Origin of the sequence: Neobacillus citreus (assembly GCF_018343545.2) — a bacterium.
GTDB classification, from domain to species: Bacteria; Bacillota; Bacilli; order Bacillales; family Cytobacillaceae; genus Neobacillus; species Neobacillus citreus.
Genome location: NZ_JAGYPE020000052.1, coordinates 15403 through 40515, shown reverse-complemented (window position 1 = coordinate 40515; position 25113 = coordinate 15403). Strand labels below are relative to the sequence as shown.

Sequence of the window (25113 nt, the reverse complement as noted above, 5' to 3'; positions counted from 1 at the left end):
ATTCACCGGTCAGAGAGGGTGGAAATGGTCTTATAAAGGGTTCATAAGACCAAATTCATCAGTCGGAGAGGGCGGAATGATCTATAAAAGATTCATAAGCGCCCTAAAGTAAAAATTTGTAATAAAAACAAAAAAGTAATACGATTAACCACATAATTACTTTTGAAGAAATGGGTCGAATTCACACCAAATTATTCGTAATAAGAATATTTCACTTTCCCTCTAGTGGTAAAATGCTTCTGTAAAATCCTTCTAATTTTCCTTTTCTCAATCTTCTCCCCGCACCACTCAAACACCATATTAGTCGTAATCTTAAACTCCGGAAAAAGCAACCTTAACTCCCCAACACTGCGCAACACCGCAGACTCCAGTTTCTCCTCACACCCACACGTATTACAAACCATTTTCCTCTCCCCAACAGAAACCGAAAATGAGTTGCACTTCGAACAATAAGGACCCTTTTTCAGCTCCTCATAAGTATAAGTCGGCTTTGTGGCATTTGGATAATCACCTTGATCCAAAGAAATTAACAAGTCTGCCAATCTCTGATGGCCTCCATTCAGGTTTGATGGGATATTTTCTAATTTTCTTATGAAGCGATTGAGTTGTGTTGGGAGAATAACATGATTGTTTTGAGGAGCAATGTATAAGGTGAACGTGGGGTTAATATGAACCACGTAGGATTCAACCGGCAAATTAAATCTGTATTCGTCGAGAAGCTGCCGCAGCTTTGACTCGCTCCGAATTAATTGAAGGATAGGGTCGTCAATTTCGGTATCATTTTTACAAAAACGGTCGGGATCAGATTTATAAATATAGTCTCCTTCAAAATTTTTAACATCAATCAGGTAAATTGTTTTTTGAAAAATAATAATAGTATCGATTTGAAAGTATTTTCCTTTCAATTTAAAGAGCAAGTCATTTAATACGATGCAGTTATTCTTCATTCCTTCGGTAATAGCATCAAACATCACTTCTCCTTGATAGCCTTTTTCAAGAGAGTAATACTTTCTCCTGTCTATATCAGCAAGTGCCATACGCGGGTTTAGGGCCCGTAACATAAGCAACTCCTTTGGTACTCCGCGCGATTTTTTTGGTGTAGGCATAGTCCAAATCCTCTCAAATAATTATAAATACCCATATCCAATTTTACTCCAACTTACTAAAACGCAAATTAGAAAGTATGAATATTTTGTTAACTTTACGAGTATCTTGCATAGTGCGACATATTTCTCGGGAAATGTTAATATTTCCCCACCCGTCCGAAGATAATGTCGAGCAATTCATAAAGGAATAGGCAAATCGCTGCTGAATAGTAATTGGTATAGACAAGGATTTCGGAGTGATTAAAATGATAGAAGAGGTTAATAGCTTTTTAAAAACATTCAAAGACCAAGGACATATTCTTCCGCTAATTCAGCACGCAGAACTTAGGATTAGCCTAAGCACCACCGAACAGCAATCGGTTCAACTGGTTATTAAAAACGGGGAAATATTCGGCCTCTATGATTCACACCAGGAGCAGGCAAATTGTCAAATCTGTGGCGGCCTACAAGAACTAAAGCAACTTCTCGAGGGGCAAGAAAGATTAAGGGTACTGCAACGTAATGGCGCCCTGAACGTAAAAGGCGCACTAAGGGCTGTATTATTACTGGAATCACTATTTTATTTAACTAAAGCTCAGACAAATCTTGCCGAAATAATTTAATCAAAGGTATTGACTCGGAATTAAACTTCAGGTATTATTTTTTTAGAATATTCAAGCAACGAACAGCAAACTAAATATACATTCTTATCAAGAGCGGCGGAGGGACTGGCCCGTTGAAGCCCGGCAACCGGTGACCACACGGTGCTAAATCCAGCAGAGCAAACGGGCTCTGAAAGATAAGAAGAGCGGAGAACCCCCATCTTCTTATAGGAAGCATGGGTTTTATTTTTATATTGGGAGGGAATAAGAACTATGTCAGAAAAACAAAAGAAGTTAAGGTTTGAAACATTAAGTGTTCACGGTGGCCTCTCACCAGACCCTGTAACAGGAGCACGTGCGCTACCAATCTATCAAAATAACGCCTACCAATTCAAAAGCACAGAGCATGCCGCCAACCTATTCGCCTTAGCGGAACCTGGGTACATATATACACGGATTCATAATCCAACCACAACTGTTTTCGAAGAAAGAGTATCGCTCCTAGAAGGCGGCGTTGGCGCACTGGCAGTGGCAAGCGGTATGTCTGCCATCACATTGGCCATCTTAAACATTGCCGAAGCGGGTGATGAGATTGTTGCTGCATCCAATCTATATGGTGGAACGTATAATCTATTTGCAGTGACCCTGCCAAAATACGGGATTAATGTGAAGTTTGTAGACCCAGAGAATCCGGAAAACTTCCGTGCCGCCATTACGGAAAAAACAAAAGCTGTTTTCGCTGAAACGATCGGCAACCCAAGCTTAAGAATCCTGGATATTGAAAAAGTAGCCAATATTGCTCATGAAGCAGGGGTTCCTCTTATCGTGGACAATACCTTTGCAACACCATATTTGTGCCGTCCAATTGAGCATGGCGCTGATATCGTCGTTCACTCCGCAACCAAGTGGATATTAGGTAATGGAACAACTACAGGGGGCATCATTGTCGACGGAGGCAAGTTCGATTGGAATTCACCGAAATTCCCTGGCTTAACAACGCCAGACTCCAGCTATCATGACCTTGTTTATGCAGAGGCACTTGGACCGGTTGCTTATATTATTAAAGCACGCGTACAGCTTCTCCGCGACATGGGGCCTGCTTTAAGCCCGCAAAGCTCATTCCAGTTTGTTCTTGGGTTAGAAACGCTTCATGTACGGATGAAAGAGCATGTCGCCAACACCAAAAAGGTAGTGGAATACTTGCATAATCATCCTGCGGTTGAATGGGTTTCTTATCCGGGGCATCCATCACATCCTGACTATGAATTGGCGCAAAAATATTTACCTAAGGGCGCTGGTTCAATGGTTGTATTTGGCATTAAAGGCGGAAGAGAAGCCGGTGCGAAATTAATCGATGCGATCACCCTATGGGCGCACGTGGCTAATGTCGGCGATGCCAAGAGCTTAATTATCCACCCGGCAAGCACCACACATCAGCAGCTGGATGCGGAAGGATTAAAGTCAGCAGGTGTTTCCGAGGACTTGATCCGTCTTTCCATTGGAATCGAAAATGTTGAGGACTTAGTGGAAGATTTAGAGGACGCAATCGAAGCTGCAACAGGCTTAACATCTTTAAAAACAAATGCCTGAATTTTCCTTGAATAGTTTTTTGAAAATGTAGAATTTTGTCGTTGACACTACTATCTAACCGTGATACTATTACTTTCATAATAATAGTATTAATGCATGTATAATTAAATATAGGATAGCTTTTGCTCTTATCAAGAGAGGTGGAGGGATGTGCCCTATGAAGCCCGGCAACCGTCAATTTTATTGAAATGGTGCCAATTCACACAAAGCCGCGGCTTTGAAAGATGGGAGAAAGGATTCATTTGATAATGATGCCTTTCTGCCTTTGCGGAGAGGCTTTTTATTTTACTAAAATAGAATTCGTTCATGAAAATTATCAAATCCTATAATAAGGACAAGAAGTAGGTGATTCAATGATTTCCATTAAAAATGTACGAAAGATTTTTTCTACCAAGCAGGGACAGCTAAAAGCTGTTGATGAAGTAAACCTGGATATAAAAGAAGGAGAAATCTTTGGTGTGATCGGATATAGCGGGGCTGGTAAAAGTACCTTAATCCGCATGTTAAATGGCCTTGAGCTGCCTACGGGTGGAACTGTCAACGTGGCTGGCCGGGAGATTTCAAAAATAAAGGGTGCAGAGCTTAGAAAAGCCCGTCAGGAAATCAGCATGATTTTCCAGCACTTCAATCTACTTTGGTCAAGAACAGTCAGCGAAAATATCGCTTTTCCATTAGAGATTGCCGGAGTGAGCGCGCCGGAAAGGAAAAAACGAGTTGAAGAGTTGATCAAGTTAGTTGGCCTTGAAGGCAGAGGTGACGCCTACCCTTCACAGTTGAGCGGCGGGCAGAAGCAGCGGGTCGGGATTGCCCGGGCCCTTGCCAATAACCCAAAGGTGCTGTTATGTGACGAGGCAACATCAGCGCTCGACCCACAAACAACAGACTCTATTCTCGACCTTTTAGTGAATATCAATAAACAATTTGGCTTAACGATTGTGCTGATTACTCACGAAATGCATGTCATCCGGAAAATCTGTCATCGAGTGGCGGTCATGGAAAGTGGGCGGATTGTCGAGCTTGGTCCGGTGCTTGATGTATTTAAAAACCCTCAGCAGCCGATTACGAAACGGTTTGTCCAGCAGGTAACCGAACCGGAAAAAACAAAGGAAACAGCAGAGCATTTGCTAGAGCGCTATCCTCATGGAAAGGTCATTCAACTATCGTTTCTTGGGGAGGCAACAGAACAGCCATTAATCACACGTGTTATTCGTGATTTTGATGTCGTAGTAAATATTCTCCAAGGGAATATTTCTCATACGCACAACGGGTCTTATGGAACATTATTTATTCATTTGGATGGCCAAGCTAATGAAATTCAGAAAGCCATCGATTATATTCACTCGCAGCAAGTGGGCGTGGAGGTGATCAGTAATGGCTGACTTTATGGAATTAGTTAAGTGGGATGAGCTGTTACTGGCAACACGTGAAACGATCTATATGACCGCCATCTCGGTCCTTGCGACATTTATTTTGGGCTTGTTACTAGGCCTGCTGCTATTTCTAACGAGTAAAGGAAACATATGGCAAAGCCGTGGGGTAAACATTATTATTGCTGGCTTTGTAAATATTTTTAGATCCATTCCCTTTATTATCTTAATTGTTTTATTAATCCCTTTTACTAAAGTTCTCGTTGGGACAATGCTCGGTGCCAATGCTGCACTGCCGGCACTGATTATTGGAGCAGCTCCGTTTTATGCTCGAATGGTGGAAATCGCCCTTAGGGAGATTGATAAAGGTGTGATTGAAGCATCACAATCAATGGGTGCCACACACGGACATATTATTTTTAAGGTATTAATACCTGAATCCTTGCCAGCATTAATTTCCGGGATTACCGTTACGGCGATTTCACTTGTTGGCTTTACTGCAATGGCTGGGGTCATTGGAGCCGGTGGACTTGGCCATTTTGCCTATCTAGAAGGCTTTCAACGCAACAGGCCAATGGTTACATTAGTGGCAACGATTGCTATTTTAATCTTAGTTTTTATTATCCAATTTATTGGAGATTATTTTACAAAGAGAACAGATAAACGTTAACAGGAGGAGTAAAAATGAAAAAAGTTCTGGGTTTGATCTTCATTGCGTTTACCGTATTTGCCTTAGCGGCCTGCGGCGGTGCAAAAAATGATTCAGCAGATAAAGATGGGAACAAAAAATTAGTTGTTGGTGCAACTGCTGTACCACACGCAGAAGTACTTGAAGCTGCAAAGCCAATATTGAAGAAAAAAGGTATTGATTTGGAAATCCAAGTTTTCCAAGACTATATTCTGCCAAACGTAGCATTAAAGGATAAAGAAATAGATGCAAACTATTTCCAAACACCTGGATATTTAGATCTGCAGATGAAAGAAAATAAAGATTTTGATTTTGTCAGTGTGGGTGGGGTTCATAAAGAACCAATCGGCATTTACTCAAAAAAGTATAAAAGTCTAAAAGATCTTCCAAATGGTGCAACCATTATTATGAGTGATTCTTTAAGCGACCACGGCCGTATCCTGCCGATTTTTGAAAAGGCTGGATTAATCAAGCTTAAAGAAGGCGTTGGTGCAAACGCAAGAATAGATGATATCGTTGAAAATCCAAAGAACCTGAAGTTCCCTAAATTAATTGAAGCAAAATTATTAGCATCTTCTTTCGAAAACGGTGAAGGTGATGCGGTTGCCATTAATACCAACTATGCATTAGAAGGCGGCATTGATATTGGAAAATATGGTATTGCCTTTGAAGGCAGTGACGTGGTTCCAGCCAACCTTGTAGTAGTTCGTTCAGAAGACAAAGACCGTAAAGAAATCAAAACACTTGTAGAGGTTCTTCAATCGAAAGAAATTCAAGATTTTATTAAGGAAAAATACAAAGGTGCTGTTATCGCAGCAACTGAGTAATTACTAAATATGTAGGAATATTGCAGAAAAGTCAGTGAGGATTCACTGGCTTTTCTGCATTCATTACATGAAAGCCCATTAAGTAGTAAAAAATAGATGCCATAACCACCCATGGCATTTTAGCAAAAAATAAGGTATCATTTTATTCGGGCATGTATTACATAAAAAGTCTTTATCTGAATTTTCTTTAAAAACTTCCTGCTATTCTCATTTAGCATGTTCTTAGTGAAAATACATGCTAGTTATTACTATTAAAAAGTTGCTAACAAATTTCATTTGTTATAAGATTGTAATGAGAATAAAGTGAGAATGAATGTGGAAGATCTTAAAAAATCTGTCTGCAAAGATACAATACATTTTCGGAGGTATGAATATGGCTGGATCAACTTTAACAATCAAAGATCTGCACGTAGCAATTGATGGGAAAGAAATTTTAAAGGGTGTCAACCTTGAAATAAAAGGCGGCGAAATTCACGCCATTATGGGTCCTAACGGAACTGGTAAATCTACATTATCTTCTGCTATCATGGGTCACCCTAAATATGAAGTAACAAGTGGCAGCATTACGCTTGATGGGCAAGATGTTTTAGAAATGGAAGTAGATGAGCGCGCTCGTGCTGGACTATTTTTAGCCATGCAATACCCAAGCGAAATTAACGGTGTTACGAATGCTGACTTCTTGCGTTCTGCGATTAACAGCCGTCTTGGCGAAGGCAACGAAATTTCTTTAATGAAATTCATTCGTAAAATGGATAAGCAAATGGAATACCTTGAAATGGATCTAGATATGGCGCAGCGTTACCTTAATGAAGGCTTCTCCGGCGGTGAGAAAAAACGTAATGAAATCCTGCAATTAATGATGTTGGAGCCGAAAATTGCAATTCTCGACGAAATCGACTCCGGTCTTGATATTGATGCCTTAAAGGTAGTATCAAAAGGTGTCAACGAAATGCGCGGTGAGGATTTCGGATGCTTAATTATTACTCACTATCAACGTCTGTTAAACTATATCACTCCTGACCATGTGCACGTAATGATGCAAGGCCGTGTGGTAAAATCCGGCGGGGCAGAGCTTGCACAGCGCTTAGAAGCAGAAGGATATGACTGGATCAAGCAAGAGCTTGGTATTGAAGATGAAACAGTTGAGCAAGAAGCTTAAAAGCTTTTGTTAGGAGGGTTAGCAATGACAACAGAAACAACATTACCGTTTGATAAGGGTTTTGTGAGCTCTTTTTCAAAAGAAAAGAGTGAGCCTGCTTGGTTTGAAGAGCTTCGACTGAAGGCACTTGAGCATTTTCACGAACTGCCGATGCCTCGGCCAGATAAAACAAAAATAGATAAATGGAATTTTACACAGTTTGAGCAGCATACAGTTAAAAGTGCTCCATATACATCTTTGGCAGAACTGCCAGAAGAGGTTAAAGCATTAGTTGATTTGGATGCGGCACAACAAAATTTATATATTCAGCGCAACCAAACGCCAGCCTTTATTTCTCTTTCAGAAGACCTAAAGGCAAAGGGTGTTGTGTTTACCGATATTTTCACTGCTGCTAGAGAGCACGGCGATTTATTGAAAAAATATTATATGACACAGGCGATCAATGCTGATGAGCACCGTTTGACTGCTCTTCATGCTGCATTTGTCAATGGCGGAGCTTTCCTGTATGTTCCGAAGAACATCGAAATTGTGGAACCGATTCAAGCAGTGTTCGTTCATGACAATGCGGAGGCAAACCTGTTTAACCATGTTCTTGTCGTCGCAGAAGATAACAGCTCTTTAACATATGTGGAAAACTATATTTCCACAGTGGAAGAGTCCAATACCTTGGCAAACATCCTGACAGAGGTAATTGCCAATACAAATGCAAAGGTGCAGTACGGTGCTGTGGATACTTTGGCAAAAGGAATCACAACCTATGTGAACCGCCGCGGTGTCACCGGCCGCGATTCCCGAATCGAGTGGGCGCTTGGCATGATGAATGAAGGCAATACCATTTCTGAAAATACCACCAATCTTCTTGGTGACGGTTCTAATGGCGATACGAAAACTGTTGTGGTTGGACGTGGTGAGCAGACCCAGAACTTTACGACAAAGGTTGTTCATTTTGGCAGACATACAATAGGAAATATCTTGAATCATGGCGTTGTTAAGGATAACGCTACTTCTATCTTCAACGGAATTGGAAAAATTGAACATGGCGCCTCTAAATCTGACGCTGAGCAAACATCACGCGTGTTAATGTTGAGTGAAAAAGCTCGCGGCGATGCGAATCCAATTTTATTAATCGACGAAGATGATGTTATGGCTGGCCACGCTGCTTCTGTAGGACGCGTTGACCCAGTGCAATTATATTATTTGATGAGCCGCGGTATTCCGAAGAAGGAAGCGGAACGTTTAGTCATTCATGGCTTCCTTGCACCGGTGGTAAATCAGCTTCCAATTGAGAAAGTAAAAGAGCAATTAGTGGAAGTTATTGAAAGGAAAGTAAGATAATGAATATCCAAGATATTCGCAAACTGTTTCCTATTTTAGACCAGGAAGTTAACGGCAAGCCATTAGTTTATCTGGATAGCTCTGCGACATCGCAGAAGCCCGTTCAAGTTATTGAAACACTTGACAGATACTACCGCGAGTACAATTCAAATGTCCACCGCGGTGTGCATACATTAGGTACAAAAGCAACAGATGCTTACGAAGGTGCCCGTGAAAAGGTCCGTAAGTTCATCAATGCTAAATCCATTCAAGAAGTTATTTTTACAAGAGGAACAACGACCTCCCTTAACACGGTGGCGGCAAGCTACGGCGCCGCCAACCTGAAGGAAGGCGACGAAATCGTCATTACCTATATGGAGCACCACAGCAATATCATCCCATGGCAGCAGGTAGCTAAACGGACTGGTGCCCAGCTGAAATACATTCCTCTCCAAGCGGATGGAACGATTTCATTAGATGATGTTCGCTCGACGATCACACCAAACACAAAAATTGTGTCGGTGATGCAGGTATCAAACGTGCTTGGCGTCATCAATCCTGTTAAGGAAATCGCCAAGATTGCCCATGAAAATGGCGCTATTATGGTAGTTGACGGTGCACAAAGTGCACCGCATATGAAAATTGATGTTCAAGATTTAGATTGTGATTTCCTTGCTTTTTCCGGCCATAAGATGTGCGGACCAACCGGGATTGGTGTCCTTTACGGGAAAAAGCATCTGCTTGAAAAAATGGAGCCGGTTGAATTCGGCGGTGAAATGATTGATTTCGTGGAATTATATGAATCAACCTGGAAAGAGCTGCCGTGGAAGTTCGAGGGCGGAACACCAATTATTGCTGGTGCCATTGGTCTTGGTGCAGCGATTGACTTTTTAAATGAAGTCGGTTTAGACAATATTGTCGAGCATGAACATAAGCTTGCAGCCTATGCGCTGGAAAAAATGTCAACTGTTGAAGGCATCACGATTTATGGACCGCATGATCCGGCAAAACGCGCTGGTCTAGTGACTTTCAATTTAAGTGATGTTCACCCGCATGATGTAGCGACGGTTCTGGATGCGGAAGGAATCGCTGTCCGCGCCGGCCATCACTGCGCCCAACCGTTGATGAGATGGCTTAAGGCATCGGCAACAGCTCGTGCCAGCTTTTACCTATACAACACAGAAGAAGATATTGATAAACTCGTAGAAGGGCTTGTCAAAACGAAGGAGTATTTCAGCGATGTCTTCTAACTTAGATGCACTTTACCGAAGAGTAATTATGGACCATTACAAAAACCCGCGCAATCGCGGGGTTTTGGAGGATGGAAGCCATACGATCAATATGAATAACCCGACCTGCGGTGACCGCATTCAATTAACCTTGAAGGTGGAGGACGGCATTGTTGTTGATGCTAAGCAGGAAGGGGAAGGCTGTTCGATTTCCATGTCATCTGCATCGATGATGACGCAGGCCATTAAAGGTAAGAAAATCGAAGACGCATTAAAGCTGTCGAAGATTTTTTCGGATATGATGCAAGGTAAAGAAGTGGATGATGATATCGATTTAGGCGATATCGAAGCACTTCAAGGGGTTGCCAAGTTTCCAGCCAGAATTAAATGCGCAACATTGGCTTGGAAGGCAATGGAAAAAAGCTTGAAAGAAGAGAATCAAGATTAAAACGGTTCTGAAAGTATCCGGCCTCTTGCCTGGAGCTTTCACCTCTCGTAAAAAAAGGAGGAATACTTGCGATGGCGAAGAAAATGCCGGAGATCGGCGAGTATAAATATGGTTTTGCCGATAAAGACGTTTCCATATTCCGATCAAAACGTGGTTTAACACGTGAGATTGTTGAAGAGATTTCAAAAATGAAGGGTGAACCTCAGTGGATGCTTGACTTCCGCTTGAAATCACTTGAAATATTTTACAGTAAACCAATGCCGCAATGGGGCGGTGACTTAAACTCATTGAATTTCGATGAAATTACCTACTATGTAAAACCATCGGAGAAATCAGAAAAGTCATGGGATGAAGTACCGGAAGAAATTAAAGCGACATTTGACAAACTTGGAATTCCTGAAGCCGAGCAAAAGTATCTTGCAGGGGTTTCTGCGCAATATGAATCCGAGGTTGTTTACCATAACATGAAGGAAGACCTTGAGGCATTAGGAATCATCTTTAAGGATACCGATTCTGCGTTAAGGGAAAACGAAGATATTTTCCGCAAACACTGGGCAACGGTTATTCCGCCAACTGATAACAAGTTTTCTGCTTTAAACTCAGCTGTTTGGTCCGGCGGCTCTTTCATTTATGTACCGCCTGGTATTAAGGTGGATACACCGTTACAGGCCTATTTCCGGATTAACTCGGAAAACATGGGGCAGTTTGAAAGAACGCTGATCATTGTCGATGAAGGTGCATCTGTCCACTACGTTGAAGGCTGTACAGCACCTGTTTATACAACTAACTCCCTCCACAGTGCAGTTGTTGAAATCATCGTTAAAAAAGGCGGCTACTGCCGTTATACAACGATTCAAAACTGGGCAAACAACGTCTACAACCTTGTAACAAAGCGGACTGTCTGCGAAGAAAATGCGACAATGGAATGGATTGACGGTAACATCGGTTCTAAATTAACGATGAAATATCCTGCTGTTATATTAAAAGGCGAAGGCGCTCGCGGTATGACCTTATCGATTGCGATTGCTGGCAAAGGCCAAGTACAGGATACAGGGTCCAAGATGATTCACTTAGCACCAAATACTTCTTCAACGATTGTATCTAAGTCGATTTCTAAGCATGGCGGAAGTGTAAACTATCGCGGTATGGTCCATTTTGGACGTAAAGCAGACGGCGCTCGCTCTAATATCGAATGTGATACGTTGATAATGGATAATCAATCTACTTCAGATACGATTCCATACAACGAAGTGTTAAATAACAACATCTCACTTGAGCACGAAGCAAAGGTTTCTAAGGTTTCTGAAGAGCAATTATTCTACTTGATGAGCCGTGGTATCTCCGAGCAGGAAGCTACTGAAATGATCGTTATGGGCTTCATCGAGCCATTTACAAAGGAACTTCCAATGGAATATGCTGTTGAGATGAACCGCTTGATCAAGTTCGAGATGGAAGGCTCAATCGGTTAATATTTTTGGAAAATTAAACCCGCTTGCTGGGATAGGCAGGCGGGTTTTTGCTTTGGGAATGGGGTTACTCTCGGATGGGTACGGAATACTCTCAGAAAGGATGATTACTGTCGTATAGGTCCTTCCCACTGTCGGATAAGCCGTTCCAACTGTCATATAAAGTGCGCCAACTGTTGTATAAGCCAACACAACTGTCGTCCAACTATTCCCAACTAAAAAGGTTATGCTATTATAAAAAGCGGAGGTGAATCCATTGATATACATCGGTCTGACAGGCTGGGGCGACCATGACAGTTTGTATACAGGTCCAATCACGCCCAGAGACAAATTAAAGGAATACGCGGGCCATTTTCCAATCGTTGAAGTGGACACCGCTTTTTATGCGATACAGCCCCAAAGGAACGCCTTGAAATGGGTTAATGAAACACCTGCCAACTTTCAATTTATCGTCAAAGCCTATCAAGGCATGACAGGTCACAATCACGGTGAAATACCATTTGAAAATAAACAAGCAATGTTTCAAGCATTTATAGAATCATTGGACCCTTATATTGAGAAAAATAAACTTGCCATGGTTTTATTCCAATTTCCGCCGTGGTTTGATTGCAAACGGGAAAATGTCGATTACTTAAGATGGTGCAAACAGCAAATGGGAGAAATCCCATGTGCACTCGAGTTTAGGCACCAATTCTGGTTTGCGCCGCAATACCGCAAACAGACACTGGAGTTTATGAAACAGGAAAATTGGATTCACAGCATATGTGATGAACCGCAATCCGGGGAGGGTTCCGTTCCGACGGTTCTTGTATCCACAAACCAACATAAGGTTCTCGTCAGATTCCACGGCCGCAATGTCCATGGCTGGCAAAAGAAAAACGCCGAGAATTGGCGGGATATCCGCTACCTATACCGCTATAACGAGCAGGAGCTTAATGAATGGGCCGGACACATCCACAAGCTTGCCGAGGAATGCGCAGATGTGTACCTCCTTTTTAACAACAATTCTGGCGGCGACGCAGCAGATAACGCCAAGCAGATGATGGACATATTAAATATTGAATATGAAGGATTGGCTCCAAGACAGCTGGACTTATTTTAAAAGCAGACATAGAAAGAAAGTGAAATAATGGAATGGATTGTTCTTCTGATTATCGGAATTTGCGCAAGCTCATTGGGCTCGCTGATTGGCCTTGGCGGCGGAATCATTGTCGTGCCGGCGTTGCTCTATTTGGCGACAGTAAACGGGTTTGCCCACATCACGCCGCAGGTTGCCGTTGGGACATCTCTTTTTACGATGATTTTCACGGGGCTTTCCTCGGTGTTGGCCTATGCAAAACATAAAGTGGTTGATTATAAGAGCGGTCTTATTTTTCTAATCGGCAGCGGCCCGGGGAGTATTTTAGGGGCGTGGGTAACAGAAAGAATGAACCTCCATGCTTTTAATTTATATTTTGGTCTTTTTATTATTCTCGTCTCGATTATCCTGTTTATAAAAGATAAATTAAAGCCAATACCATATCGGAAGGACAGAGGCATTACCCGTACTTTTACGGATAACAGGGGTAAAACCTTTGAATATGGCTACAGCCCCGTTGTTGCTGTCATTGTTTCGTTTGTTGTCGGGTTTTTATCAGGTATTTTTGGTGTTGGCGGCGGCTCGCTGATGGTTCCAACGATGATTCTCGTCTTTTTCTTCCCGCCGCATGTGGCTACAGCAACATCGATGTTTATGATTTTACCAACCTCAATTTTAAGCTCCATAACGCATATCTCATTAGGAAACGTCAACTGGCTTTATGCTTTAGCACTTGTACCGGGGGCTTATATTGGGGCGAACATTGGCGTGTTTTTAAATACAAGATTAAAGAGCAAAACGATTGTCTGGATATTAAGAACGGTTCTTGTCATCGTCGGGGTTCGGCTAATCTATGAAGGAATAACAGGGTAGGTAGATGCAAATGGAAAGAATACATATATACCATACGAACGACATCCACAGCCACTTGGAAAATTGGCAGCGCATCGAGCAATTTTTGAAGCAGCAAAGGAAGCAGCACCAAGACGAAGACGAGGTCTTCCTATTTGACATTGGCGATTTTATTGACCGCTGGCATCCGTTGACAGAGGCGACCATGGGTAAAGCGAGTATTGACCTCTTAAACGAATGCCAATATACTGCAGTCACAATTGGCAATAACGAAGGAATCAACCTGCCGCACAACGGGCTTGATCAGCTTTATGATGATGCACAATTTGATGTGCTGGCAGCAAATCTTTTTCAAAAAAATAACCAGCGGCCAGGCTGGGTGAAGCCCTACCAAATTTATCGAACCAAATCGGGTACTCGCCTAGGTGTTATCGGCTTAACGGCCAACTTCGCGCATCTTTACGAATTACTAGGCTGGAAGCTGACCGAACCGATAAATGAGCTTAAAAAATGGATCAAAGCCGTAAAGGAACAATCGGACATGGTTATTCTGCTTTCCCACCTCGGCCTTCGTGATGATGAACGAATCGCAGCAGAATTTCCTGAGATTGACGTGATTCTGGGTGCTCATACTCATCATTTTTTGGAAAATGGAAAGCTTGTAGACAATACGCTTTTGGCGGCCGCCGGAAAATTTGGCTATTATGTGGGCCATGTTACGATTATGTTGGACAGCCAGAAAACCATTCAAGACAAACAAGCCATTCTTTATGATACAAAGGAGCTTCCGGCGGCTCAAAATGAGGCTCAGATAGCAGAGGCCTTTCTAGATAAAGGGAAAAAGCTGCTTAATGGAAGAGTCACGACTCTAACGAAGCCATTCTTAAGCGATCCGTTTAAAGAAACAGAGTTCTCGCTTTTCCTATGCAAAGCTTTACGGGATTGGTGCCAAACTGATTGTGCGATGATCAATGCCGGACTCCTTCTTGGTCCGTTATCCGGCGATGTGACAGAATTTGACCTTTTAAACATCTGCCCACACCCGATTAATCCATGTGTTGTCGAGGTTAACGGCGAAGAATTAAAAGATATATTAATCGAAACGATGGACGAAAGCCTTCATCAAAGGCAAATCAAAGGGCTTGGTTTTAGAGGAAACATGCTGGGAATCTTTGTTTATGACGGAATCACGTTTCATTCCGGAGAAATTTTTATTAATGGAGAAAAGCTAGAGCCGCAAAAAATCTATACACTTGCACTACCGGATATGTTTACGTTTGGGCATTTTTTTAAAGGAGTTCTGCCTCATAAGGATAAGCAATATTTTCTGCCGGAATTTTTGCGCGATATCCTTAAATGGAAACTAAAGACCCAGTCTTAATCCTGGGACACACGCTTTTTCCTTTTCCTACATAATGTGATAGTAGGGAAAGGAGTGTGGAATCCTGATGATTGATCTTTCACCAATTGAAATTGACGGCCATACGTTCCTGGCGGTCTCCGTTCTACTTCCGAAAACGACCTTGCTTGCTGTGACAAGCGATAAAGGATATATAATGTGCGGTGCGTTGGATGTCGGCTTATTAAATGATAAACTAAGGGACCGAAACATTATCGCAGGGAGAGCTGTCGGAGTAAGAACGATTGACCAGCTGTTGAACGCGCCGCTGGAATCCGTCACAATTGGCGCGGAGGAATTAGGAATCTCAAAAGGCATGATTGGCAAGGACGCTTTGCTGAAAATGATATAAAAGTCTGCTATCGTAGCAGGCTTTTTACCATTTATTTATTGGGCTAGTTCACCCCTTTTTCGCATACACATACGATGAAGGGGTGATTTTTGTTGGCAAAATTTCGCATGTACCGGCGGCGAAGAGGTCCGTTGCCTTTCCGATATGTCATGCTTTTAACTTTTGTCTTTTTCCTGTTGACATCAGCAATCAGTGTGTTGCTTGTGAACAAAGGGATTGAACCTACCTTAATGAGATATGCCGAATCCGAAACCCGAAATATTGCTTCGCTTGTGATAAATAGAGCTATTACGAAAAGGACCACCAATGTCGGAGAAAATAATCAGGTCGTGCAAATCATCCCAGGCAGCGATGGGGAGAAACAAAACTTTCAGTTAAATACGGATTTAATTAACAGGGTATTAGCTGAAACAACGGCACAAATTCAAAAGAATTTGAAGGCGGCAAAACAAGGTAATCTTGCCCAGTTAGAACAGATTACAGATGTAGAAATTGAGACAGAGAACACGAAGGATGAGAACTCGATCACCTGGTATGTTCCATTAGGGCAGGCAACCAATATTGCTTTGCTAGGGAACCTTGGTCCGAAAATCCCTGTCAAATTTCAAGCCATTGGGGAAGTGGAACCGGATGTGCATATCCAAACGAAAGAAATGGGGATTAATAATACATGGGTGGAAGTCTCGATTGAGATTGAGGTATCCGTTCAAATTATTACTCCATTTGCTACGAAAATTACGAAACTGAAGCAAAGTATTCCAGTCGGAAGTGCTCTTGTCGAGGGAACGGTTCCGCAGTTCTATAACGGCGGAGGAGGCATGATTCCATCCATTCAGGTTCCCGAGAAAAAGCAGGATACCAAAAAATCAGGAAATTAGCAAAAGGACTATCCAAATCGGATAGTCCTTATTTTTTTCTAGCGTTTATTCGTTCAAGACGTTTCCACTTTGCCAAATACGGATAGGGGTCAAATGACCATTCGGTAATCCCATTATCTTTATACATGCCATAATGGAGATGCGGCGGGAATTTCCCTGATGTGCCTGGAGGGCCGTAGCCGGAGCTTCCTACTCCGCCAATTACCATCCCGGGTTCAACAATTTGCCCGACCTTTAAGTCTTTGGCAAACCCACTGAGATGGGCAAAGTAATGATATGTGTTATTGATATCCCGGATGCCTATTCTCCAACCGCCAAATTTATTCCAGCCCTTCATTTCCACAATCCCGTAACAAGTAGCCCTTACCGGTACACCATAGCCGGCAAAAATGTCAGTACCCTCATGAATTCTTCGGCCGCCCCAGCCCCGGGCATCTCCCCAGGTGCTGCGATAGCTGTGATTGCTTCTTAAAGGAACTGGGAAAACATTTGTATCCAAATTCAGCCGTCCAAAATGACGGTACATTTTGGCATAGCTGACGATGCTGCCAACCGATCGATCCCGGTGGTAATAATCCCATAAACCGATTTTAATATTATCTTCATCTACTCCATAAGAAAGCAGATAATGAGCAAAGGAATACAATACATCTTCATCATTTTTCAGGCTGGCATTTCCATCTCCATCCCCATCAACTCCGACTCCATTAAAAAACTGGATAATTGCAGGATTCTCTTCGGATGGATTAGGATTAGTCAGCCCGGCCCATTGTTCAGGGCGAAAATAAATGCTAATCAGGCTCTCTGGTCTTGGTAAATCGCGGCGTGCCAAGCGGACATTTCGTTCATATTGGTCAACCGCAGCTAAATAATACCAAGGAATTTGAGTGATGGTTTCAACCTTCTTATAAAGTTTCATTCGTTCTTGGTATGGATTGGCTTCCGCAGCTTTTGCCTCTATACTTGAGGTAAATAACAACAGGAAAGCTGCTATTATCAGCACAGCCCGCATAGGAATTCTCCCTTCCCATTTATAGTTCAAGGTTAGTTTATGAATTCTAGAACATTTCATTATGGTCAATAATTGGAAATCGGGAAAATCATTGGGGCAGATGCTGACTTCTTGTCGTTGTCGACCCAAGTATGTTAAAGTGACAACAGGAGTGTTTAAACATAGTCGGGGGTGCATGATGAGCAAGAAAGAGGAAGTCCTGAGAAAACCTGATTGGTTAAAAATAAAGCTTAATACAAATGAATCATATACAGGATTAAAGAAATTGATGCGGGAAAAGAATCTTCACACCGTTTGTGAAGAGGCGCGCTGTCCAAATATTCACGAATGCTGGGCAGTACGGCGAACGGCTACCTTTATGATTCTCGGTGATACATGTACCAGGGCCTGCCGCTTCTGTGCTGTAAAAACAGGTCTACCTACGGAACTTGACTGGCAGGAACCGGAAAGAGTCGCTGATTCCGTTCAGCTTATGAACCTGAAACATGTTGTCGTAACCGCAGTTGCCAGGGATGATTTAAAGGATGGCGGTGCAGCAGTATTCGCAGAAACCATCCGGGCCATCCGCCGGAAAAACCCGTTTACAAGCATTGAGGTCCTTCCGTCTGATATGGGCGGAAAAGAAGAGAACCTTCGAACATTGATGGATGCAAAGCCAGATATTTTAAACCATAATATCGAAACGGTGAGACGCCTGACACCAAGAGTCAGAGCGCGTGCAAAATATGATCGTTCCCTAGAATTCCTCCGCCGGGCAAAGGAAATGAATCCAAGTATTCCTACAAAATCAAGCTTAATGATTGGCCTTGGCGAAACAAAAGAAGAGATTATTGAGGTTATGGATGATTTGCGGGCAAATCATGTTGATATCATGACGATCGGCCAGTATTTGCAGCCGACCAAAAGCCACCTAAAGGTTATAAAATACTATAGCCCCGATGAGTTTAATGAATTACGTGACATTGCCATAAGTAAAGGGTTCAGCCATTGCGAAGCGGGACCACTTGTTCGTTCTTCTTATCACGCTGATGAACAAGTAAATGCTGCCGCAAAGCATAAGCAATTACTTGGTGAACAAAGTACGCAGGAAGCCCAATAACTTGAATTTAAAAAAGAGTTCAGCCCTTAGTTTAATTCGGGTCTGAACTCTTTTTATTAGCGTTTGTGATTATAATCCATATCGTCCTTTGTCAGGCCGTTTTCATCTTCACTATCGTTCAGTCTTGTTCCTTGTGGAGATGTTTTCATTTGCTTGATTACATAATTTACCTGGTCACGTGATTTGCCGCTGTGGGAATCCAAATTCGCCAAGTTTTGGATATCCTGGATATGGACCTTATTATCACTGACATATACATGGTAGTACCTTGGGACAACGGATAATGCTGTTTTCTTCACTTGGTCAGCCGTTAAATTTCGGTCCTTCGAATCGGTACGGTACGCCACTAAAACTTCTCTGTCCGTTACCAATGTAGCCACATCATGGACGTTTGGATTATTGGCGCTTAAGCGACTGATGACATGGGCTACTTGTTCACGGTCAAGGGCCGTGTAGCCATTATTTGTGTTATTATCGTTCATCAGTGGACTCTTTTGGTGACGTACAAAGCCATAGTCATTGCTGGCGTTACGGATATCCTTGCTCGCACCTTCACGGTAGAGCTCATGCCGTTTATTGTTCACATTAATGGTATTGCCGGATTCTTCATATATATCGTTTTTACCCATATCCTTAGAACAGCCTGTGACTGCAGTTAATGCACATAACCCAATGATTATGCCTAATCTTTTCAATATTAACACCTCCTTTTATTAGATTTTCCAAAGCGCTCATTTTTTTTCTTAGTAATTGATGGTGAATCGGTTATAATGGGATAAAGAATAGCTGGCAAAATTTGAGGTGAAAACCATGATTCTTATTAATAACACTACTTACGAACTTGTACAGGAATTTCGGAATGGTTTTAATGAGGAAGCCCTAAAGGCTAGATATAGTGACATCTTATCCAGATATGATTATATTGTGGGGGATTGGGGCTATGGCCAGCTCCGATTAAAAGGCTTCTTTGAGGACCAAAATCAAAAAGCAACCTTTGATACAAAAATCAGCACATTAAGTGAGTATCTGTATGAATACTGCAATTTTGGCTGTGCTTATTTTGTGTTAAAAAAGGTTAAAAAATAAACGAAGGGGCGATTTAATCCCCTTCGTTTATTTTTTAAGCTTCGTTATTGTTATACGGGGCCTGTTCATCGGTTTCTTTATCATCATGTGGAGGATGCGCTCCCGGGTATTCTCTTGGCAAATCCTGATGCAGGGCCTTAAACTCATAGTTAAATGCACTGTACCGGCGCTGCCCCTCTTTCCACGAGGTACTCTTCAGTTCTACAGGGTCTTCTTTACGAATCGGCGACCCTAAAGGGCCCTCGGGAAATTCTTCCGCAGTCAGATAGTTCCGCTGTACTTCCACATTCGAGAAATCCCCGTATTTATCGGAATCCTTTTCAGCCATGTTCCTCACTCCTTTTTCTTTTATTATTTCATCCTGAGTGAAAAACATGAGTCAACCTTTAGATAATCTCCTGTAAGAAGGATTTTAGCTCTTCTGCCTCTGCTTCATTAATATTAAAAGCATATTCTAAATAACCTTCCTCCTCGAGATCATCATGCCCAATGATGGCAAATCGATTTCCTTGCATATTCATTACTAGGGATTTGCCGTAGTGCCGGTCCGTTTTTACGACTGCTAAATCATAACGCTGATTTTCCCCGACAAAGCTGACAAACCTTGTTTTGGTATTTTCGGTATCATCATATAAGAAAAAACGCTCGCTCATTTCATATCTCCTTTTAAAAAATACTCTCACATTATCTATAGTAACAAATTCCTGCAGTGGATGGGAGAAGGATTAAATTTCCCAACCATTTGTTTAGGAATATTTTTCTTTGAAAAATACGAATAATGTAAAAATATGTTATAATATAACTAAATCTGTAAGATAAACTGGTTGTGAGGGATGAATGTATGGCTCGTCGCATCATGAATATGCTATTAGGGGTAATGGAATGGGGGAAGATTTTGCTTCCTGCTGGTTCCTTGCGCTTTTATCCGCCTCAATTTATATTGCGCAACCCTGTATTAGAGGGTGTAACAGCCGCCTTTCAATCAGGCTTGGAGGCAGCAGTTATTGTTTTTCACCTGCAAAATATGAATGAATTGTCGGTTTTAAAAGGCAAATCACAGCAAGGTTATTTCATGAAGCAGTTAAAAAAGTATTTTCGCCATGCTGTCCAAGAGGAACTGAAAGAAGAGGAGATCATCGCGCTGCATGACTTTTATGGCGATGTGGTGACCTTGATTATGAAGGTGGATGTTGATAAAAACACTTTGTCTGATATGGATCATGTCATAAACGGATTGCTTTATTATGTTGAGGGAAGTCTGCAAAAACATTATCCTTCACAGCAAATTCACTTTGAAACCGGATATATGTTTATTGACAAGAAACATTACTCCATTTCTGATTCCATCCAAAAAGCCCATCGACAGGCCATTGCGATGGCTGAAAAAAGACTGGCAGTAAAATATGATGATATAGATTATATGATCAATCAAATTATTACTAATAAAAATATCCGTCTGCTGGCCCAGCCCATTATTGATGTGGCAACAAATGAAATCCGTGCATGGGAGCTCTTGACACGGGGGCCTAAAGGTACGGCAGTAGAAAATCCTTTGCCGTTATTCTCGGTTGCAAGACAGACAGGGACATTATATGCACTCGAAATGCTGGTATTGGAAAAAGCGTTTGAACAAATTAAGAAAGCAAAATGCAGACAGGATATTTTTATCAATTGTACTCCGTTAACCCTTGGAAATATTCGTTTCACAAGGGATATAAAGAATTTATTGCAAAGATTCACTGGTATATCACCAAAACAAATAACAATTGAAATTACAGAAAACGATTCAATCGAAGGTTTAAAGAATTTCATTTATAATATAAAAATGTTACGATTAATGGGGTTTCGAATTGCCATTGATGATACAGGCGCGGGATACTCCAATTTAAGTACCATTAGTGAAATTATGCCGGATATTATAAAAATTGACCGATCTCTCATTCAAAATATCGATAAAAACTCGCTTAAGGAATCGATGTTAAAGGGGATTCTCCTAGTCGCGCGGGAGGCCGGTTCACTGGTTGTCGCGGAGGGAATCGAAAATGAGGATGAGGCATCTGTCCTCACAAGAAACAAGGTCGATTTGGCACAAGGCTATTTCTACGCTCCGCCTACTGTACTAAACATGGAAATGGCAACTTAGAACAGAAAATAGAAGGAAGTGGAGTTCATGTACTTTGTTGACCGGGATAAAATTGAAACGACATTAGTTTATTTGGAAACACAGATCACTCATTTCTCTACCCAGCAGGTATGGTCGACCCCCATTGAAAAGGCGGCATTAGAAAGGCTTACTCACATGATGCTCGAGTCGGTATTGGATGTCGGTAATGCCATGATTGACGGCTTTATCATGCGTGACCCAGGAAGCTACGAAGACATTATAGATATTTTAATGGATGAAAAGGTCGTTACTGAAGAAACAGGAAGCAGCCTGAAAGCTCTAATCAGTTTTCGGAAAAAACTGGTGCAGTTTTATACGGAAATTGACCATAGCGAATTAACCCGGGAATTTTCAAATCATTTGCCTGCACTGACTATTTTTTCAGTGAATGTACGGGACTATCTTACGAATGAATTGGGACCAGTTTCAGCATTTAAAAACTAAGACCGCCAATCGGTCTTTTTCTTTTTAAAGAGGAGGACAAGATCAATTAAGGAGTGGGATGATTGAAGAAATATAAAGGATATTTAATTGATTTAGATGGAACGATGTACAAAGGCACGGAGAGGATAGAAGCGGCTTCTGATTTTATTAAGAACCTTCAGAAAAAGGAAATACCCTATTTATTTGTGACAAATAATTCTACCAGGACCCCGGCACAGGTGGCGGAAAAATTAAACAGCTTTGATATTCCAACTACGGAAGATAGGGTCTTTACGACAAGTCAGGCAACCGCCAATTATATCGAAGAACTGAAAAAGGATGCCTCTGTCTATGTTATTGGTGAAGAAGGGATTCGCACAGCACTTGAGGAAAAGGGCTTTCGGTTTGCCGGGGAAGATGCCGATGTTGTCGTATTGGGTCTTGACCGCTCGATTGATTATGAAAAGCTGACAATTGCCTGTCTGGCTGTCCGAAACGGAGCCACATTTATTTCTACAAATGGCGATATCGCCCTGCCAACTGAAAGAGGGCTAGTACCGGGCAATGGCTCGATAACATCGGTTATAGCAGTATCAACGCAAACAAAGCCGATTTTTATCGGAAAGCCGGAAGCAATTATTATGGAGCAGGCGTTAAAGGTTTTAGGTGTGGCCAAAGAAGATACGCTGATGGTGGGCGATAATTATGATACCGATATTCTAGCGGGAATAAATGCAGGGATCGACACTTTGCTCGTTCATACGGGCGTCACCACGAAGGAACTGTTAAAAGGATATACTATTCATCCTACATATACTATCGATACACTGGACCATTGGGAACCATAAAAGGATGGCTGAAATAGCCATCCTTTATCATTTTTAATCTTATTCACAATTGGCTGCAGCGTGTGCCAGTCTGCTTGAGGCGGCAGCGGCAATGGCGCCAACGATATCATCTAAAAAGGTATGGCATTGACCAGTTGATTTATCATTTAAATGTGCCAAAATACCAGGCTTTTGCTTATCGATATAGCCGTAATTAGTAAAGCCGATTGAACCGTACACATTCACGATCGAAAAAGCCAAAATCTCATCCACCCCGTAGAGACTTTCGTCTGTTGCGATAATTGATTGCAGCGGCTCCTCAAGCATCCCTTTTTCAGCTAAGACATCAAGCTGGATTCCGGTAATAATGGCATTTTGAACTTCCCTTTTAGTAAGTACTTTTTCCACGTTCGCAATACAGTCTTCCATTTGCAGGTTTTTATGATATTTTTCCTGGAGATAAAAAACCAAATTGGCAATATCTTGGATTTCTACCCCTCTTTCTTTCAATAACCTGTGAGCCGTTTCCTGAACAACATTTGTCTTTTTTTGTTCTGCCATCCCTTATATCACCTTTTCTGTAAATTTTTCTATAATTGCTCTATTAACTTATGATATGCAATTATCCTTTCAAGAATCAAATAAAATAACTTTATGATTTGTTATTACTAAAAGGAAGACAACAAGTTTTCTTGGCTTTACTCATATATATGACGTAGAGGTGAAAAGAAGAAGGGGTGGAGAGATGCTGCGAAAAATGCTGGAGGATCAATATGGAATCAAGGCTGACGAACAGGTTAAAATAGATTCTTTTGATGCGCTAAGAGGAAATGGCTTGCTATATTTGATTGTAAGTCCTGGGGGAAGAGAGGAGGAGGATATGCAGGAACTGGCAAGCATTGCTGAGCATATGCGCCAAACAGGTGACAAAAATGTCCCTGCATTCATGCAGACTAAGGATGGCAGCTATATTACAAACTGGGAACAAAATAAATACTGCGTATTAGTAAACCGGCAGACGGACCGGCAGCAGCGAATATCCAAATTGGGGCGGAAACTGGCAAAATTTCATGAGCGGGGCAGAAGGGTGCCTTTTCAGATTCAGCGGTCGAGCAGAGTTGGACAATGGAAGGGGATTTGGGAAAAACGGCTGGAACAGATGGAAAAAGTGTGGAGTGGACTGCTTTTTCAAACACCTGAGGATGAATTTGAAAAATTGTTTATTGAGTCCTTTCCGTATTACATGGGATTAACAGAGAATGCGATCCAATATTTAGTGGATACGGAAATTGATGATTCCCCCTTGGAAACAGACAGCGGGACAGTTTGCTATGAACGTTTCACGAAAAAAACGTGGGGCGGCCAATATATGATCAGAAATCCATTTGAATGGGTATTCGACCACCGCAGCCGTGATTTGGCTGAGTGGACAAGGGAACAATATTTTCATAATATCCAGACATATGATATGGAATTAAAACAGTTTTACGATGAATATCAGGGGATATCCCCATTGTCCTCTTTTTCATGGCGGCTTTTATATGCCCGCTTAATTTTTCCGCTCCATTACTTCGAATGTGTGGAAAATTATTATATTACTCGCTCGGAACAGGAAAAAAAGCAGTTGGAGGATACTTTAGGGAAAATTTTGCGGCAGTCCTCCGAATACGAACGTTTTCTGGCAGGCTTTTTTCATATTTCAGGGGCGCCGGTGAAACACTTAAGCCTTCCGCAGCTGGATTGGTTATATTCTTAATGGGCTTTAACTGAATACAAAAAAGCGATTGCATCTTTAGGCAATCGCTTTATTATTATTATTATTATTATTTTTTAAAAAACTTGCTCGACTTCAACAACACCAGGTACTTCTTCTAGTAAAGCCCGTTCAATACCTGCTTTTAGTGTGATGGTAGAACTTGGGCAAGATCCGCAAGCGCCAAGTAAGCGAAGCTTAACAATGCCTTCCTCCACATCAACTAGTTCGCAGTCTCCGCCATCGCGAAGAAGAAATGGGCGTAATTTATCTAATACTTCTTGTACTTGTTCAAACATTTCCTGTTCTGACACTTTCATCGACTCCTTTCCTAACTATATTATACTGTCGCAGCAAGGAAAAATCCATTCTCAGAAACTGGAGAAATAAAGTCATTTTCTTAGGTTTTGAAGGG

General features: G+C 41.8%; 29 protein-coding genes and 2 riboswitches. Of the genes, 21 read left to right on the top strand and 8 right to left on the bottom strand.

The window, feature by feature from the left end; translation table 11 throughout:
* Positions 1-191: 191 nt before the first annotated feature.
* Positions 192-1106: a nuclease-related domain-containing protein gene (locus KHB02_RS22375; protein WP_213144321.1), complete on the bottom strand. Its 915-nt coding sequence runs from the start codon at positions 1104-1106 to the stop codon at positions 192-194.
* Positions 1107-1351: 245 nt separating this feature from the next.
* On the opposite strand from KHB02_RS22375, the gene KHB02_RS22370 reads away from it, so the two are divergent.
* The 10 genes from KHB02_RS22370 (at position 1352) to sufB (ending at position 11778) form a co-directional block, all read left to right on the top strand.
* The gene (locus tag KHB02_RS22370) at positions 1352-1708 is read left to right on the top strand and encodes an SCP2 sterol-binding domain-containing protein (protein WP_213144322.1); all 357 of its coding nucleotides are present in this window, start codon (positions 1352-1354) and stop codon (positions 1706-1708) included.
* 81 nt (positions 1709-1789) lie between these two features.
* A riboswitch (SAM riboswitch) is annotated at positions 1790-1891 on the top strand.
* Between the two features lie 69 nt (positions 1892-1960).
* Positions 1961-3277, top strand: coding sequence for an O-acetylhomoserine aminocarboxypropyltransferase/cysteine synthase family protein (locus tag KHB02_RS22365; protein ID WP_213144323.1), 1317 nt, complete (start codon positions 1961-1963; stop codon positions 3275-3277).
* 125 nt (positions 3278-3402) lie between these two features.
* Positions 3403-3508: riboswitch (SAM riboswitch) on the top strand.
* Between the two features lie 122 nt (positions 3509-3630).
* Positions 3631-4656 (top strand): methionine ABC transporter ATP-binding protein, encoded by a 1026-nt coding sequence (locus KHB02_RS22360; protein WP_213144324.1) that lies wholly within the window; start codon positions 3631-3633, stop codon positions 4654-4656.
* A complete protein-coding gene (locus KHB02_RS22355; RefSeq protein ID WP_213144325.1) occupies positions 4649-5314 on the top strand; it encodes a methionine ABC transporter permease in 666 nt (221 codons plus the stop codon). Before KHB02_RS22360 ends, KHB02_RS22355 begins: the two co-directional genes overlap by 8 nt.
* A 14-nt stretch (positions 5315-5328) precedes the next feature.
* Positions 5329-6159, top strand: coding sequence for a MetQ/NlpA family ABC transporter substrate-binding protein (locus KHB02_RS22350; RefSeq protein WP_213144326.1), 831 nt, complete (start codon positions 5329-5331; stop codon positions 6157-6159).
* Between the two features lie 373 nt (positions 6160-6532).
* Positions 6533-7318 carry a Fe-S cluster assembly ATPase SufC gene (sufC, locus tag KHB02_RS22345; protein ID WP_213144327.1) on the top strand — a complete coding sequence of 262 codons (786 nt, stop codon included), beginning with the start codon at positions 6533-6535 and terminating at the stop codon, positions 7316-7318.
* Between the two features lie 24 nt (positions 7319-7342).
* A complete protein-coding gene (sufD, locus tag KHB02_RS22340; protein WP_213144328.1) occupies positions 7343-8653 on the top strand; it encodes a Fe-S cluster assembly protein SufD in 1311 nt (436 codons plus the stop codon).
* Positions 8653-9882 carry a cysteine desulfurase gene (locus tag KHB02_RS22335; RefSeq protein WP_213144329.1) on the top strand — a complete coding sequence of 410 codons (1230 nt, stop codon included), beginning with the start codon at positions 8653-8655 and terminating at the stop codon, positions 9880-9882. Before sufD ends, KHB02_RS22335 begins: the two co-directional genes overlap by 1 nt.
* Complete coding sequence (gene sufU / locus KHB02_RS22330) at positions 9872-10309, top strand: Fe-S cluster assembly sulfur transfer protein SufU (RefSeq protein WP_213144330.1); 438 nt, start codon at positions 9872-9874, stop codon at positions 10307-10309. Before KHB02_RS22335 ends, sufU begins: the two co-directional genes overlap by 11 nt.
* Before the next feature lie 71 nt (positions 10310-10380).
* Positions 10381-11778, top strand: a complete 1398-nt coding sequence (gene sufB, locus KHB02_RS22325; RefSeq protein WP_213144331.1) for a Fe-S cluster assembly protein SufB — start codon at positions 10381-10383, stop codon at positions 11776-11778.
* Here sufB and KHB02_RS22320 read toward each other — a convergent pair.
* Positions 11767-11964, bottom strand: coding sequence for a hypothetical protein (locus KHB02_RS22320; protein ID WP_241114019.1), 198 nt, complete (start codon positions 11962-11964; stop codon positions 11767-11769). The two genes, sufB and KHB02_RS22320, sit on opposite strands and share 12 nt — an antisense overlap.
* Before the next feature lie 67 nt (positions 11965-12031).
* Here KHB02_RS22320 and KHB02_RS22315 point away from each other — a divergent pair, with 67 nt between their 5' ends.
* The 5 genes from KHB02_RS22315 (at position 12032) to yunB (ending at position 16334) form a co-directional block, all read left to right on the top strand.
* On the top strand, positions 12032-12877 hold the full coding sequence (locus KHB02_RS22315; protein ID WP_213144332.1) for a DUF72 domain-containing protein: 846 nt from the start codon (positions 12032-12034) through the stop codon (positions 12875-12877).
* 27 nt (positions 12878-12904) lie between these two features.
* A complete protein-coding gene (locus tag KHB02_RS22310) occupies positions 12905-13726 on the top strand; it encodes a sulfite exporter TauE/SafE family protein (protein ID WP_213144333.1) in 822 nt (273 codons plus the stop codon).
* Between the two features lie 10 nt (positions 13727-13736).
* The gene (locus tag KHB02_RS22305) at positions 13737-15086 is read left to right on the top strand and encodes a bifunctional metallophosphatase/5'-nucleotidase (protein ID WP_213144334.1); all 1350 of its coding nucleotides are present in this window, start codon (positions 13737-13739) and stop codon (positions 15084-15086) included.
* A gap of 67 nt (positions 15087-15153) precedes the next feature.
* The gene (locus tag KHB02_RS22300) at positions 15154-15456 is read left to right on the top strand and encodes a YunC family protein (RefSeq protein WP_213144335.1); all 303 of its coding nucleotides are present in this window, start codon (positions 15154-15156) and stop codon (positions 15454-15456) included.
* Positions 15457-15548: 92 nt separating this feature from the next.
* The gene (gene yunB, locus KHB02_RS22295) at positions 15549-16334 is read left to right on the top strand and encodes a sporulation protein YunB (RefSeq protein ID WP_213144336.1); all 786 of its coding nucleotides are present in this window, start codon (positions 15549-15551) and stop codon (positions 16332-16334) included.
* A gap of 28 nt (positions 16335-16362) precedes the next feature.
* On the opposite strand, the gene KHB02_RS22290 is transcribed toward yunB, so the two are convergent.
* Positions 16363-17346 (bottom strand): M23 family metallopeptidase, encoded by a 984-nt coding sequence (locus tag KHB02_RS22290; RefSeq protein ID WP_213144337.1) that lies wholly within the window; start codon positions 17344-17346, stop codon positions 16363-16365.
* A gap of 178 nt (positions 17347-17524) precedes the next feature.
* On the opposite strand from KHB02_RS22290, the gene lipA reads away from it, so the two are divergent.
* Positions 17525-18445, top strand: coding sequence for a lipoyl synthase (gene lipA, locus KHB02_RS22285; RefSeq protein WP_213144504.1), 921 nt, complete (start codon positions 17525-17527; stop codon positions 18443-18445).
* A gap of 56 nt (positions 18446-18501) precedes the next feature.
* On the opposite strand, the gene KHB02_RS22280 is transcribed toward lipA, so the two are convergent.
* Positions 18502-19140 carry a YhcN/YlaJ family sporulation lipoprotein gene (locus KHB02_RS22280; RefSeq protein ID WP_213144338.1) on the bottom strand — a complete coding sequence of 213 codons (639 nt, stop codon included), beginning with the start codon at positions 19138-19140 and terminating at the stop codon, positions 18502-18504.
* Between the two features lie 115 nt (positions 19141-19255).
* Between KHB02_RS22280 and KHB02_RS22275 the strand changes: the two genes are divergently transcribed.
* Positions 19256-19531: a YutD family protein gene (locus tag KHB02_RS22275; protein ID WP_213144339.1), complete on the top strand. Its 276-nt coding sequence runs from the start codon at positions 19256-19258 to the stop codon at positions 19529-19531.
* A 34-nt stretch (positions 19532-19565) separates the two neighbouring features.
* Here KHB02_RS22275 and KHB02_RS22270 read toward each other — a convergent pair whose 3' ends face one another.
* A complete protein-coding gene (locus KHB02_RS22270; protein WP_213144340.1) occupies positions 19566-19859 on the bottom strand; it encodes a PX domain-containing protein in 294 nt (97 codons plus the stop codon).
* A 58-nt stretch (positions 19860-19917) separates the two neighbouring features.
* On the bottom strand, positions 19918-20184 hold the full coding sequence (locus KHB02_RS22265) for a DUF3055 domain-containing protein (protein WP_213144341.1): 267 nt from the start codon (positions 20182-20184) through the stop codon (positions 19918-19920).
* A gap of 188 nt (positions 20185-20372) precedes the next feature.
* On the opposite strand from KHB02_RS22265, the gene KHB02_RS22260 reads away from it, so the two are divergent.
* From KHB02_RS22260 to KHB02_RS22250, 3 genes are all read left to right on the top strand, one after another.
* On the top strand, positions 20373-21674 hold the full coding sequence (locus KHB02_RS22260) for an EAL domain-containing protein (protein ID WP_213144342.1): 1302 nt from the start codon (positions 20373-20375) through the stop codon (positions 21672-21674).
* Positions 21675-21701: 27 nt separating this feature from the next.
* Positions 21702-22139 (top strand): DUF86 domain-containing protein, encoded by a 438-nt coding sequence (locus KHB02_RS22255; RefSeq protein ID WP_213144343.1) that lies wholly within the window; start codon positions 21702-21704, stop codon positions 22137-22139.
* Positions 22140-22201: 62 nt separating this feature from the next.
* Positions 22202-22966 (top strand): TIGR01457 family HAD-type hydrolase, encoded by a 765-nt coding sequence (locus tag KHB02_RS22250; protein WP_213144344.1) that lies wholly within the window; start codon positions 22202-22204, stop codon positions 22964-22966.
* A 39-nt stretch (positions 22967-23005) separates the two neighbouring features.
* On the opposite strand, the gene KHB02_RS22245 is transcribed toward KHB02_RS22250, so the two are convergent.
* Entirely contained in the window at positions 23006-23506 is a 501-nt protein-coding gene (locus tag KHB02_RS22245; RefSeq protein ID WP_213144345.1) for a phosphatidylglycerophosphatase A family protein, read from the bottom strand.
* Positions 23507-23690: 184 nt separating this feature from the next.
* On the opposite strand from KHB02_RS22245, the gene yutH reads away from it, so the two are divergent.
* A complete protein-coding gene (gene yutH, locus KHB02_RS22240; RefSeq protein WP_213144346.1) occupies positions 23691-24701 on the top strand; it encodes a spore coat putative kinase YutH in 1011 nt (336 codons plus the stop codon).
* Between the two features lie 74 nt (positions 24702-24775).
* On the opposite strand, the gene KHB02_RS22235 is transcribed toward yutH, so the two are convergent.
* Entirely contained in the window at positions 24776-25018 is a 243-nt protein-coding gene (locus tag KHB02_RS22235) for a NifU family protein (protein ID WP_241114018.1), read from the bottom strand.
* Positions 25019-25113 lie beyond the last annotated feature (95 nt).